We start from the raw sequence: 13587 nt of genomic DNA, 5'->3' as shown, positions 1-13587 counted from the left end.
AACCAAGTAAGGTCACAATAAATAAATAAACAACAACAACCCAGTTGATGTTGTCGGGATCTTTGATTGGCATGATTTCACCTGAATAAATCTGTATAAATGAAAGATAAAGAAATGCTTGTGTTCTAATATGAAATTAATTGAGTATTTTGTTTTATTATGAATTTAAAGGCAGTAGGATTAGCAAAAAATGATTTATCATTTGTCATGTTAATTTTGAAATATGCTTTGCTTGCTCTATTAAAATATTATCTTTAGCAGACGATGTTTTATGTCTTTAAAACAAATGTAAATATTAAATGAATAATTTATTGATGATAAATGGATAACATATTAAGTTATCAACATAAAAAACCTAAAATATTAACGATCATTGCTATTTCCTTGTATGTTTAATCAAAATGGTTGAGATATTCTATTATTTTATAACCGTCTCAAATAGACACTTTAGTTGACAGCTACTTTTCAAACATGCTTATTTTAAGTATTTTAAATTGTTTATTATGGTATAAATCAAATTTACAATATTAACTATCCGTTTTTAGTCATAAAAAAAGCCCGACAATTTTTGTCAGGCTTATGTAAATTTTTTTGACTTGATTAATAAATCGTAAAAATAAGATAAAATATTTGAGATGTACAGTTATGCTATTTAAATAAATTAATAGATCTAATTTGATAGAGAAATTACTAAATTAAAATTTGCGAAAATCGAATAAAATCTTTGCTATGCAAAAAATGTTAGGTAGCTGATAAATGAAAATACTTTCTGAGAGTGTTTAGATTAAGTTAGTAGATATTACCTATATTAACTAAATTTTTTTCCCACGTCAATAGTATTACAAATTATTTATCTAAATTATCAAAATTCGCTAATTTACTAACAATAAAGCTATCAAATGCTCTAAGTTTACGATGAATAGTGCTTTTTGATTGTTCTAACACTTCCGCGATTTCACATAATGTTAATCGCTGACTCCAGTCTTTGCCATCAATCACTAAATCGATACCTTTATAATAATATTCAGCGATTTTTTGCTGTTCTCTCAAACTTTTCTGTTTAGAATTTTTAGCTTCTAACATACATTGATCAATGAATTCAATTTCATTCTCAACAAATATCAGTGTTTTTTTTGGATATAAATCTCTAAACATAGAATTGATCGATTTAAAACCACTGCGACTGGAATAAGCGTTACAAATGCCCCACATTTTTAGCATCTCTATAGCTTTAGTTAATAAGTTATCTTGTTCAAATTTTTCAAATAATCGTTCTTGTTGTTGAAGGTATTTGAGTAGACTCGAGTTATTAATTATTTCAAATTCAGTCTGAGTGAGCAATTTCATTATTTATCTCCTATAAAAATATTCCTTACATAAATACTGTGTATTTATACAGTTATTGTTACATAAAAATTTTATTTTAAAAAGGTGATAAATGGATTAATTTTGAAAATTTAACATTACATATAATTTATTGATTTTATGAAAATAATACTATCAAACAGACATGATAACCGTTAAAATTTAATCGAAGATTTTTTTCCTTATCGTGACAAAAAAATTAACTTAAAAAAAGTATATCGTATTATTTATCTTGATATATTCAACATTACTCTTTTTTTATCTACTTTAAACATCTCAATTTAACTGAAAAAAACTTATAAAAAAACACTGCTTACAAAGCATTTATTGCCGTACTATTAAATCATCCAACCAACAAGGTAATAATAAAAATATCTTATTTAGTATAGATTAAAAGCCTCAGAGCCTAGCTCTAGGGTAATTTGCAGAGTAACCAATGACAGGATATCTATCGTAATAATAAAATATTAGGGTATAAGCTTAGCAAAGTCTGAATTAGCACTTTGCCATTTGAGTGTTAAGAGACATGGATAAATTGACGTATTAACAATGAATGATGGATTTAAATAAGACAACGCAATATTACGACTAAATATAATTAAAGCTAATTTATTATTTAATTATTAGCCATAATAGACATGAATAGCTTCATATAAGCAATGATTTATTCGTATTCGATTATCACGCCCTTAGATTTGAGAAATTTAATGAAATACCCAGTATTAAAATGTTCGTGATTGGTCTCGTGATAGTATTTTTCAACCATATTGATATTCTGACCTAAGGTAACTTTCTCAATAAAATAACTATCTACATTACTAGATTCATAAATGCCAAGTATAATAAAACTATTCTCATTTTGCCAAAATACTGCCTCTAAAAGTTGCATGGTTCCAAACCAATTTATAAGCTTGTGCGTTTTCAGTTTTCGATCAATTAAATAAATTTCTTGGCAATCATCTCTCCCAGCCCAAAAATAATCATTTCCCTTTTTATAAACTTCTTGGAAGTCTATATATTTTTGCTGGCTAGGTGAATAATCAAACATTTGTGGAATATAAACATCGTCAGTCTCTGGATCAAATTCTCTAAAATAGATTCCCTCATCAACCACTGTATTCTCATATTGATAATTCTCTCCAAGATAAAAGGTTGAAATATCCAAGTTATAAAATTCAAGCCAATCTTTGATTGTCGGTTCTATGTCTTTGATTGCTGAAGTTGATATTTTTCGTTTTGCTTTTATCAACATATCCTCTTGGCTAGTATTATCGGGACTAAGTGATTTAAATTCATTCGCTAATACTGAATGCGTAAATACGCTATTTAATATTAAAATAATCAATATAAGTGAGAAATATTTCATAGCAAGAAAATTGTTGAGTTTAAAGACAATAAAATTATACCTATTGAAGCATATCATAAATCATTTAGTTTAGTTTTGTTTAGTCATATAAGTTAAATCGATAAAGATCAGTGATAAATAAGTATATTTATTCTTAGTAACATGACACCTTGTTATGCCACTAAAATATACGACGACTGGCTATTGCATATATTAAACGAACCATTTTATTAACGAAAAGCGCAAAAGTATGACTTGCCATGAGCTAAATACAAATTAATATTAGATTACCTAACTAAACAAGCCAAGCTTGCTAAGTGAGAAAAATTTCATTAGTAGAGTTATATGTATTGGAGCCGATGTAATTAAATATAATTGATATTGTTGGTGTCGGTCGTATAGTTGATTTTTCATCATAGTGTGACTCGTGAACAGGGTTTAGAACAATATTGTCAAAACGGCCATACTCAAACCTTTAATGATGCAGATCGTCGTGATAAATTAACTACTTTTGACAGTCATTCGGAAAAGATTATTGTTTTTGATAGATTCACATTAAAAATCCCTGATAGCATGCAAACCAAAATACTGCACCACAACTATGTGCTGGTATTAAAAATTAGTCACCGCTTAAACGTTGTTAAGTTGGCAAAAATAGTCCGTACAGCAGAAGTCGGACTAAGTAGATTTGATCATATGGCGTTTAAAAATGCTAAAGACCTTGACGCACAAATCACCTATTTACACCTTCACCTTATATATCTAGGGATACGATTCGATTAGGAGATGATCATATGATTTTATCAACAGATGAAAGGTAAAGGATCGCCGTAATAAATATATTTGCATTCATTATTGATATCATTCCTAATGTATAGGATATCAACCCTTATATTTCAACCTTAGCTCTATATGAATAATTTGTAACAGATGTGATTGATTTTTCTACAATACACCTTGAAGTGAAAATACATTGTATTCATTCGTAAATTATATGGTCAAGGTTTCATTTTCGATTATATTAGCGAACATAGTTAGAGTGATTTAATTTAGCTTGCATGATGCTGTATTCGTAAATCCTTTATTGCAGCTAGAGGAATTAAAGCACTGCATTCTTCCCAAGTAAGCTCCCCGTTTATGTAATCATCATAAGTTGAAATTACATTAATACCTGGATACTGACCTTCTAATCTGACAATAGCCAGTGCTTGTTCGATATCGTGTTTTCTTTTTTCTCGTTCTTGCACAGAAATTTTATGTTTACCATAAGTCATTATTTTCTCGCAGCTCCAGAATGTGAAATACATTAAGTTCTATTTATCATGATAGTCATTAATTGTCAATAGGCGAATGATCATATCATATTATATGATCATTAACCTCTTAAGGTTTAGATCCTGTTACATTTTTTAATTCTCAAAGAACAAAACTTAGGATGATTATAAATAATCATCCTATTTAATCTTTGCTACAAATTACACATTATTAATGATATTGAATATTCTGGGTATCATCATGAACCAAAAATAGACAAGTATCACTTAATAACAGGGCACGTTGCAAACGCAGTCTATCTTGCTCGTTAAGAAAATTAATACATGCAACCACATAACTACAATTTTTACTTTGCAAAGCTTTTTCAATGGTTGATATTAAGTTTTCATGCTTTAAATTAGCCAAATGAATAACTTTTTGCTTATCCAAACCCGCAAAATGAATCCATGAACGTTTTAACATAGGCCTATCAGATAACCATAGTTGCCATTTTTTTGCTTTATTAAATTTCCGTAATAAAGGACGCTGTTGCTGTAAAAGCTGTTGAAAAGGTGTCTCAAAATTAACAATCATTAGTTGTGGTGTAGTGAGTTCAATAAACATAATAGCCTCAACACTGTAAAAATATACAGCTATATATTAATACAGTACTTTAATATTGTAAACTTTAAAGAGAAATTTTAAGAGATTAAATTTTTAGATTATTGAATATGAAATAAAATACTCAAAACACAAAGACTTTAAAAAATGAACTCCATGCCTATTGATTGATTTATTATAACGATTCAGCCCATTACAAAACTTGATATTGACTCATTTTATGACATAGAATTATTAAAATACCCTTTAAAAAACCTACCAGAAACTTTCAAAGTTATAAATTAATCTATCCATTTTGCAAAAGTGTTAATAAGCAATTTGATATAAAAAAATATTTTTGGATAGACTTATAAAGGAGAATTTTTTTCGCCTATTATGTTTTTTTTAGGCAAAATTATTTTAATATGTCTTAAAATAGTATTGAACACTAAGTATAATCTGTTATCAAAACCTTTAATAATTAACTTGATGCCTATTATTACACTATCAATTAAGGTTATTCCGAATGTTAAAAAAAATAATATTGCTTTTGGTTTTGACTGTTTTTTCATCATCTGTTTTTTCATTTAATAACATCAATACTGTAATTGAAAGTTTAGAAAATAAAACTGAAAAAAAATATATCAATGAGCTTACTCAAAAAGATCTTACTATCATACCGTCAATCAAGCAATTGGCATCCATTTATATTGATTTAGCAGATGAGATTCAAAAAATAGATTGCTATCAATTACAAAAACTTTATAAGCTCCTTTTGAATGATGAAATTAACAATATTAAAACAATTATAAATGAACAATCTTATTTAAATGACATTGAAAATATAGAATGCCAAGCACCAAGCGAAAATACAATACAATATATAACACATAAATTGCATGAAAAAGCGATCACTTTATATACAATGGCAATTATTAATGGCGATCTTGATTCTATCTCAGAATTAGTAAAACAAGGTAAAGCCGAAAGAATTCCTACCTCTCACTTTAGGAACTTAATTACCTATTTGGAAAAGCATAGTTTAGATACCAATCATTATGCAATGTTTTTAATGGGTCAATTGTATCTCAATAATCTTGTTTATACTGATAGCCGATTAGAAAAAGCTAGAAAATTATTTGAACAAATAATGGATATAGATTCTCAAGAAGTATTATATTTCATTGCGTTGGCTAAAATAGAAGAAACTATTGAAAAATTATATTTCAGTATAGACGAAAATAATCATCTTACACCATCAGAGCAACGCTCTGACTCGGCCGATGATGATAACATAATTGAACTGATCGTAAAAATGGCGAATCTTAATGATGTGCCAACTTTATTATATTTGAGTTATTATTATAGTGATACGGCAATTAATCAATCACTCACCTATTTTAATAAAGCTTGTATTATTACATCTTCAGAAGCTTGTAATATCTATGCTGATCATCTCAAGCAGAAACCAACACAACAAGAAATATATACCTTATTACAAAAATTTGATAAAAAAAATCCTGACTTTAATACCGCTGTCGCTATTGGCAAATGGTATGAAAATGAGCATAAATATATTAATGCCATCAATTATTATTCCTATGCTACCAATAAAGATCCCAAATTATTACTAAAAATGGCTGAATTATACAGTAAGATTTATCGATATGGTTATACCTATATAGAGAATGATATTATGAATTATAATAGAATTAATCTGTGTTATATTAAATATTTAAGCTATTTTGATGATGTCGACATAAAATATGCGATCTATTTAAATTATCAGAAAATTAGTCAATTACGTTATGACCCAGAAGATGAGCAAAATGCTTTATTTTGGCTTGAAGCCTCAGCAACAGATGGTCATAAAGAGAGACAATATGAGATTGCAGAACACTATAAATGGGGTAGATTCAGCGAAAAAAATTATTCAAAAGCCGCATATTGGTATAACCGATATTGTACAGATAATCCAATAAAAGAGACACCAGATTACTGCCAAGCATTTACAAAAATAAATTCCATCCCACATTTACAAGAGAATGCAGATAATGGCGATATGGAAGCCCAATATCAAATGGGCACAAACTTAATTAAATATACCCAACTTTACAAGATAGGGGAAAATTACTTAAAAAAAGCCAAGGACCAAGGACATTTTGACGCAGGAATTGAGCTAATGATTTATCGTCCCTTGATCAATTTTAGCGGATAACTAATTGAAAAATATACCATTCCATTAACTTAAAACGATAAAAGGAGCACGCTCAAATACTGTTTATATAGCAGTAACTCATTGTGTTCACAAAAACAATAGCATTAAAAAAATTTGAAAAGCTGTTCTAATTGATATCATTAGCCATTTTAATTTTCACTTAATTGTCGCTTTTGGGATGATCAAATAACCAAGAATTTATTAAAGCTAATGGCTCTCTTAATAGTGCTCTGTATTTGTCGCGATTGGCAAGATCTAATGGTGCAGATAAACCTGACACCTTATCAATTCCTGAACGTTTGGCCAACATTATTGAACGTAACAGGTGAAAATCACTGGTTATCACTACTGTTTTACCCAAAGGTAAAATATTATTAGCATAGATAAATTGTTGAGCCGTACGAACCGATTGATCTTCAATATAAATTCTTGAGGAATCAATACCGTGTTTCTTTAAATAATCAGCCATTACACTTGCTTCAGTAGCCGATTCATCTTTACCTTGTCCACCACACACTACAACGTTTGATTGTGGATTATTTTGTAAATAAGTTACGGCAATATCTAAACGTTTTTTCAACGTCGGATGAGGTCGCGCAGGCGTTCCAATAACTTTTGCCCCTAATACAACCACCGTATCAGCATTATCGATAGGCTGTTGCTGGGCATAGAGATAGATTACAAAGTTACATATTATTAAATAGGCTAAAAACATGATTAAACAATTTTTGATTAATTTTAAAATTTTCATTTACCAAAATCCCTCTTTATAACTATGTCTAACCATGATCTTTTGCTATACCTTATATCATAATTATAGTATAACCCATAACAAATCAGCATAAAAATTTGTTAACTAACAACCTAATAATCATAAACAATTCTTGGCGATAATTACCCAAACCTTCGCCGTTTTAACCAGATCAGCGGTAATATATTTTTCGTTCAAGTAATTTATTATTCAAATAAATCTTATCAATATAAATTCCGTGTTTTTCGGTAAAGTGATTGAGTTCACTAATATTTTCTCTAAATTGAATAATTAATGCTTTAATAGAAGGTGCTTTTACATATACTATTTTTCCAAAATAGTGAAATAATACTGATTTTTTGATTGAAAAATACGACATATACCCAGTATTTTTACTTATTAATAACTAGTATCAACAAGTTAAATATACGCTACTACCATAATATTGATAAACGTATTGCCTACCTTTTTTAGTAATCTAAGGATTTACTGATTTCTTTTCTGTTAATTCTCTGAGTAACTGTGGCTGGCTTATTTTCACGGTAATGATGATGAAATTATTCAAAATGAGTGGAATCAAAGTGCTCGATATTTAAAATTAAACGAGAAAAAATAACATAATTAATATTGAAATCATTATATGCTAAGGAGCAAAATATAAACTTATAAGTATCTATATTCTCGCACTAAATTAGAATGGTCTGTTAAATAAGAGTTCAAAATAGTTAGTAATACACTTATGCAAAATGATTAACAAATAAAAGTTAATTTGCGGAAATTAAAATAACTATTTTTTTAAGCTTATGTATTTACTTAATATATATAAAGATCTTCTTTAGAATGTTTATACTGAACTAGAGATAAAATAACTAACGGGGTTTATACCTCTTTTTATTTTAATGATCTCTTTAATAAATCAGTTTTCCTACCAACTTATTCATTCCTTTCGCTTTTCAAGATATGCTGTACGTTAAAGTTCGTCTTACTTCGTTTTTATGATTATGCGTGAGTGTCGTTTTAATCACATCAAGATTAAATTTGACTCCCTTCATTGTGTTACTAGTGATAGATCATTAAGCCATGCACCGCTAATTGAGCATCATCGTTGAAGCGCTTTAACTCGGTATTTGCAGTTTGAAGATAGAGGGGTTCATTGTAAATAATGAATCTTATATTGTTACTCAGTATGCTCATTAAACTTAATAACCATTACAATCCCTTTTAGCCTCCTAATTTAAATTAGGGGGTTAAAATCAAATCTGTAATGTCTAACTTTTATTGTTATGAAGATTTTAAATTGAGATCTACTTAATATTATTTTTACTCTGTTTCGTTTATAATAAAATTAAAAAAAATACAATACTGCATAGGAAAATTAATGAATGACAAAACGAATAGCAGTCATTGATGATGAAACAAATACTGGTGGTCGTATTATTACAGCCTCTGGAAGTAGTTTTTGTGGTACTAACGGGATAGCGCTATTAGGTGATATAGCAACCTGCCCGAAGTGTAAAAGCTCCGGCAAAATTATTGAAGGAACTAAAAATATTATCATAGATGGTAAACCTGCTGCTTACGATGGATGCATCATTGCTTGTAAATGCTCTCCCATTGGGAGTCATAGAATTATTGCCACTAAAAGCACCATGTTTATTGACACCTTAAGCAACAACCAACCAAATTTATATCAATCATCATTCGTCGAAAATAAACAGCCATTTAACAAAAATGTATCGGATAAATGGATTGGTTTCCAACTTCCTTTAGACAAAGATTACTCAGGTCTGAGCTTTGTTATTACTCTAGATAATGGTCAATTATTAAAAGGCTGCTTCGATAAAAATAATAAAGCAAGGATCCCGATTGATACAGAATGTGATAATGCAAAAATAAAAATTGAGAATTTAAAATACTTGGAAAATGATAATATTACATCAAGCATAACAGAAACTTTATTAAAAAACATATTAGGTTAATTTTTATGGTTATACAATTATATACAGAAATACCAGGCCAATACCCTGTAGGAAAAGAACATTTAATCGATGAGCAAGATCAGATATTAGATAACGCGATTTCTGCACTAAACAATACTGCAATGAAATTCTCAAAAGATGCGATCAGCGATTCACAAGTAAGGCAAAATTATGTGAATAACATTAGAAGAATGTCACAAGAAGTCAGAGAATTAGTTAACTCTAAACAATTAACGGTAAAAGATGGTGCAGAATTTTGTTATAAAATGAGAAATCAAATTATGGCGGAACATAGAAAATTCACATCAACTCATGGAGTGGCAATAGCTGAAAAATATAAGAAAGCCCCCCCAGTTTTAAATAATTTATTAGATGAATATGCGCAAAGAAAGTTTAAAGTGAATTTCCAAGATCTTACAAGATTACAGAAAAATACTATTTATTATGAATTAATTGAATCTTCCGGTCGGAATAATATAAATTTTAGCACAAAAGTGAAGCGATTAAATGTTTTAGGTAAAGTCGGTATTTTAGTGACTGCATCCCTTGCCACCTATGAGATACTTAATGCCCAAAATAAAACCAAAGAAACTATAAAGCAAGGTCTTGGAATCGGAGGAGCTTTTGCTGGGGGCTGGCTTGCCGCATTAGGCGTATCATCAATATGTGGTCCTGGAGCTCCATTATGTGCATTAGCTGTTGTCTTTATTGGTAGTATTGGTGGTTCTATGATTGGTTCCGCTGTTGCTGATAGCCTTGATGATGAAATAGAGGAATTTACTAAATGGAATATATTTTAAATGAAGAAAAACTTTACATTGCTCTTTCTGATCTATTTGTGGATAAAAGGATAGATTATAGCTATATAGCTTCCATTGCAAAATTATTTCCTACATCCCATGTTGAATATGTTTTATTTAATTATGTGGCACCTGCTTGCTATTATAATACTGTGGTCCCAGTTCCACCCGTTTGTTGGTTTTTTGATACAGATATATTGATTAATAAAATTTGTAACATCAAAAAAAACGAAAATGATCCGATTAATAAAGCTAAAATGTATCTACTCTCTATCTTTTTTAAGTATAAATTTAAACATGAATGGAAAACATTAAAAAATTTATTATGATTATAATTTTTTCAATTCCTTGTTTGAATAAAAACCGTTAAGTTTAAAAGAATTTTATTTAATGTCCTAAATATTAAGTGCACCATAAATTCACAGCATGAATATATACGTCTATTATTGATAATATAATACCAATTAAATGGTATCCATTTTATTTAACTATCTGAAACTCAAAACAAAAAATAAATAATTCATGCATTATTTTTTCTAGGTACGAACAAGGGATTCATGATGCGAGTTTAGATACTGCCGGAAGATTAGCTGTAGCTTTAGATATACCATTAGTTTATTTGTATGCAGAAGATGATAAACTGGCAAAGGTGATTTTAAAATATAAGAAGAATAAAAACTAATTTGGGGTTTTCGATTTGGTAGTAATTTTGAAAAGTTGATCATAGAAAACCGATAACAGCTAGCTCCAGTTTGTGCTAGTAAAATATATTAATTTAAAAATATTAATTTATCTATGCTGCATCGATAACTGATGATATATCTAAATGTATGACTCTATGAATTCTTCTTCATGGTCTTTAGTAAAAATGTATCCCTCATGATTTCTCTGATTAATATTTTCTAATAGTTTTACTAATTTATGTATAGTACATATTGGATTAATTGACTCGTTATCCTTTTGCGACTCAATCAGTTTCATCGAATTATTTATTGCTTCTTTATAATTATCAATAAATTGTTCTATACATTTTTCATCTGTTTCGTTATATCCTTTAGCATGTTTTTCCAAATAAGCCTTTGCCGTATCGCCTATAGATTTCTTACCTTTAGAAGTGAATGGCTTAGTGCATAAATCAAAATGCAAAATGAACCATATTTCAAAACACGGATAAGTATAAATTGGAAAAATTTTTACTTTAGGTTGTTCAGGATTTTGATTTTCATAAATTATGATTTTATTAATAAAATTCTTATTATTAACCGTATCTAGATCAAATACGCAGAATATGTAATCATATGGCTCATGCTTTTGAATTGATTCCTCTGCGATTTTTATAGCATTTTTAATAAGTCCAACACTATCAGTATATTCACTTTTCATTACTGATAGTGTCGATAAAGAAAACTTATTTTTTAATCCCTCAAAATAAATCTTCTCCGAAACACCTTCTGTTAATATCAAAATTTTGGGTATTATTGGTCTATAATTATTATTTCGTCTTATATCTTTTCTATTAGCTCGGCTTTTCTTATTTTCATTTATTTTTTTCTTTTTTAAATCTTCACTTCCCATTAAAGACTCCCAGCTTTAATCTTTGAAAAATGGTGTAGCACCATATCTTCCGCTTAAATAGCGTAACTCCCAATTTTCTCTATCATTTCTTGGACGGAAGTCTGATAAAGAATATAAAACAGATGCTTGTTCTGAATTTTTCTCAATAAAATAAATTTGGTCTTTTCTTAAATATTTAGAGTCAATTAAATGAGTATCATGTGTTGCAGCAATTAGCTGATTGGTTGTTTTTTGAAAACTACTTATAAAGTTTTTCACTAATAGTGGATGTAAATCAGAACCTAGTTCATCAATATAAAAAGCTTTTGACTCATAGATTGAATCTTTCATCATAATTGATGAAAGCTCAAGTAGCTTAAGAGTTCCTCTTGATTCTAATTTTAGCGGAAACTCTATTAAGTCATCATTATTATCTTTATGGTAAGTAGATATTTTATAAGTAAATTGGTCTTTTAAATCATCAAATAATTTCTTTTTAATCTCTTCTGGAATATTATCACCATCAAAAAAATCTGATTCAATTTTTTTTTCATCAATGCTTAAGTCAACAATATTAATATCTTGAGAGCGAATAAAATCTAATATATTTTTTTTATAAGAACTATCATTGCAACACATCCTGGCTAAATCTATCATTTCAGGTTCTTCAGATAAGCCTTTCGCAAACCAATTATAAATAGGTTCTAAAAAGTGGGTATTTTCTTGAACTGCTTTTGATAAAAAAAGTACATTTTTAGCTGTTTTTCTTGCTATATCGTTAAAGATTCTCACTGGCTTCAAATCAGCACCAAGAATAAAGATATACTGATCCTGAGCATCTAAAAATCTATCAAAGATAAGCTTTTCGTAACGTTTTGGAAAATAAGAGAGACGTTCATTAAATATTCTATCTTTATAAAATGAAATAGAATAGTTATATCGAATATTATTACAAAAAAAGTTAATTTCATAACGAGATGGAGAATGACGACTTTCTGAATTTAATGCAAACTGAGGAGATGAGGGATTCCATAAATTATCATCAGGAGTAAATTTCAATGACTCTAAGACCAAACTTCTGAAGTGAGCGAGGGCTGTAATAAAATTAGACTTTCCTGATGCATTAGCTCCATAAATAATAACTGCTTTTAGAAGCTTAATTCCTTCTATAGGAGAATCTAATAAATTATCTTTATTATTATCATAGGGCGGTTCTGCAACCAAACTTAAAGTTTGGGGTTCTTGAAAAGAAAGAAAATTTTCTACAGTAAAATTAATAATCATTTACGGATCCTTTTTTGATGGATATTTTATCCATAATATTAGTATCTTTTATTCTAATATTATTGTCAATTATATGTAATACAGAAAATATTGATATCAAATAAGTAGGTTTGGAATTTTTGAGTAAATATCTCTAAAAAGATAGAAATAGCCAATTAATCTTATCTTTTATCTTGTGTTTAACTCATAACTTACCATATATTATTCAGAATACAGATAGAGTATTTGCAATGTAATCAGTAAACAAAAAAGATTTTCAGATTTATACAACACATTTTATTTAGATTGTAAGGGTGTTAAGGTAATACAAAAAAATAAATGATGTATTAATGCAAGGGAGTTTATAATATTCCACTCGAGCAGTTAATGATTTCTTTGACCCTGTAAATAAATTTGTGTATTTGTCTATTTTTGAACTACGCTAATGAGTAAAAAAT

The 13587-nt window shown here is 28.6% G+C and carries 12 protein-coding genes; 5 read left to right on the top strand and 7 right to left on the bottom strand.

Annotation, left to right across the window (positions count from 1 at the left end; all coding sequences use genetic code 11):
• Positions 1-846 precede the first annotated feature (846 nt).
• Positions 847-1347 (bottom strand): hypothetical protein, encoded by a 501-nt coding sequence (locus tag FcAc13_RS04080; protein ID WP_187754932.1) that lies wholly within the window; start codon positions 1345-1347, stop codon positions 847-849.
• A 682-nt stretch (positions 1348-2029) separates the two neighbouring features.
• On the bottom strand, positions 2030-2731 hold the full coding sequence (locus FcAc13_RS04075; RefSeq protein ID WP_187754931.1) for a hypothetical protein: 702 nt from the start codon (positions 2729-2731) through the stop codon (positions 2030-2032).
• Between the two features lie 399 nt (positions 2732-3130).
• Between FcAc13_RS04075 and FcAc13_RS04070 the strand changes: the two genes are divergently transcribed.
• Positions 3131-3493 carry a hypothetical protein gene (locus FcAc13_RS04070; RefSeq protein WP_187754930.1) on the top strand — a complete coding sequence of 121 codons (363 nt, stop codon included), beginning with the start codon at positions 3131-3133 and terminating at the stop codon, positions 3491-3493.
• A gap of 266 nt (positions 3494-3759) precedes the next feature.
• Here FcAc13_RS04070 and FcAc13_RS04065 read toward each other — a convergent pair whose 3' ends face one another.
• Positions 3760-3984 (bottom strand): antitoxin VbhA family protein, encoded by a 225-nt coding sequence (locus FcAc13_RS04065; RefSeq protein ID WP_187754929.1) that lies wholly within the window; start codon positions 3982-3984, stop codon positions 3760-3762.
• A gap of 211 nt (positions 3985-4195) precedes the next feature.
• Entirely contained in the window at positions 4196-4588 is a 393-nt protein-coding gene (locus tag FcAc13_RS04060; protein WP_187754928.1) for a SulA-like leucine-rich domain-containing protein, read from the bottom strand.
• Between the two features lie 502 nt (positions 4589-5090).
• Between FcAc13_RS04060 and FcAc13_RS04055 the strand changes: the two genes are divergently transcribed.
• Positions 5091-6782, top strand: a complete 1692-nt coding sequence (locus FcAc13_RS04055; protein WP_187754927.1) for a tetratricopeptide repeat protein — start codon at positions 5091-5093, stop codon at positions 6780-6782.
• A 160-nt stretch (positions 6783-6942) separates the two neighbouring features.
• Here the strand turns inward: FcAc13_RS04055 and FcAc13_RS04050 are convergent, their stop codons facing one another.
• Positions 6943-7533: a YdcF family protein gene (locus tag FcAc13_RS04050; protein WP_187754926.1), complete on the bottom strand. Its 591-nt coding sequence runs from the start codon at positions 7531-7533 to the stop codon at positions 6943-6945.
• A 1382-nt stretch (positions 7534-8915) separates the two neighbouring features.
• On the opposite strand from FcAc13_RS04050, the gene FcAc13_RS04045 reads away from it, so the two are divergent.
• The 3 genes from FcAc13_RS04045 to FcAc13_RS04035 are packed head-to-tail and all read left to right on the top strand — an operon-like array spanning position 8916 to position 10641.
• Complete coding sequence (locus tag FcAc13_RS04045) at positions 8916-9512, top strand: PAAR domain-containing protein (protein ID WP_187754925.1); 597 nt, start codon at positions 8916-8918, stop codon at positions 9510-9512.
• Positions 9513-9517: 5 nt separating this feature from the next.
• Complete coding sequence (locus FcAc13_RS04040) at positions 9518-10312, top strand: hypothetical protein (protein WP_187754924.1); 795 nt, start codon at positions 9518-9520, stop codon at positions 10310-10312.
• Positions 10297-10641 carry a DUF7079 family protein gene (locus FcAc13_RS04035; protein ID WP_187754923.1) on the top strand — a complete coding sequence of 115 codons (345 nt, stop codon included), beginning with the start codon at positions 10297-10299 and terminating at the stop codon, positions 10639-10641. The genes FcAc13_RS04040 and FcAc13_RS04035 overlap by 16 nt, the downstream gene beginning before the upstream one ends.
• Before the next feature lie 493 nt (positions 10642-11134).
• On the opposite strand, the gene FcAc13_RS04030 is transcribed toward FcAc13_RS04035, so the two are convergent.
• Entirely contained in the window at positions 11135-11887 is a 753-nt protein-coding gene (locus FcAc13_RS04030; protein WP_187754922.1) for an RloB family protein, read from the bottom strand.
• Positions 11888-11902: 15 nt separating this feature from the next.
• Positions 11903-13150, bottom strand: coding sequence for an AAA family ATPase (locus FcAc13_RS04025; RefSeq protein WP_187754921.1), 1248 nt, complete (start codon positions 13148-13150; stop codon positions 11903-11905).
• Positions 13151-13587: the final 437 nt, after the last annotated feature.

It is taken from the genome of Frischella japonica (genome assembly GCF_014489845.1).
In the GTDB taxonomy this organism is placed as follows: domain Bacteria; phylum Pseudomonadota; class Gammaproteobacteria; order Enterobacterales; family Orbaceae; genus Frischella; species Frischella japonica.
Note: the sequence above shows the minus strand (reverse complement) of the source record. Positions and strands in the feature narration are given on the sequence as shown.

What these genes read in the sequence shown, in the direction of transcription:
- FcAc13_RS04055 (WP_187754927.1), top strand. Translation starts at nt 5,091, where the DNA reads ATGTTAAAAAAAATAATATTGCTTTTGGTTTTGACTGTTTTTTCATCA.
- FcAc13_RS04065 (WP_187754929.1), bottom strand. Translation starts at nt 3,984, where the DNA reads ATGACTTATGGTAAACATAAAATTTCTGTGCAAGAACGAGAAAAAAGA.
- FcAc13_RS04035 (WP_187754923.1), top strand. Translation starts at nt 10,297, where the DNA reads ATGGAATATATTTTAAATGAAGAAAAACTTTACATTGCTCTTTCTGAT.
- FcAc13_RS04060 (WP_187754928.1), bottom strand. Translation starts at nt 4,588, where the DNA reads ATGTTTATTGAACTCACTACACCACAACTAATGATTGTTAATTTTGAG.
- FcAc13_RS04075 (WP_187754931.1), bottom strand. Translation starts at nt 2,731, where the DNA reads ATGAAATATTTCTCACTTATATTGATTATTTTAATATTAAATAGCGTA.
- FcAc13_RS04040 (WP_187754924.1), top strand. Translation starts at nt 9,518, where the DNA reads ATGGTTATACAATTATATACAGAAATACCAGGCCAATACCCTGTAGGA.
- FcAc13_RS04030 (WP_187754922.1), bottom strand. Translation starts at nt 11,887, where the DNA reads ATGGGAAGTGAAGATTTAAAAAAGAAAAAAATAAATGAAAATAAGAAA.
- FcAc13_RS04025 (WP_187754921.1), bottom strand. Translation starts at nt 13,150, where the DNA reads ATGATTATTAATTTTACTGTAGAAAATTTTCTTTCTTTTCAAGAACCC.
- FcAc13_RS04080 (WP_187754932.1), bottom strand. Translation starts at nt 1,347, where the DNA reads ATGAAATTGCTCACTCAGACTGAATTTGAAATAATTAATAACTCGAGT.
- FcAc13_RS04045 (WP_187754925.1), top strand. Translation starts at nt 8,916, where the DNA reads ATGACAAAACGAATAGCAGTCATTGATGATGAAACAAATACTGGTGGT.
- FcAc13_RS04050 (WP_187754926.1), bottom strand. Translation starts at nt 7,533, where the DNA reads ATGAAAATTTTAAAATTAATCAAAAATTGTTTAATCATGTTTTTAGCC.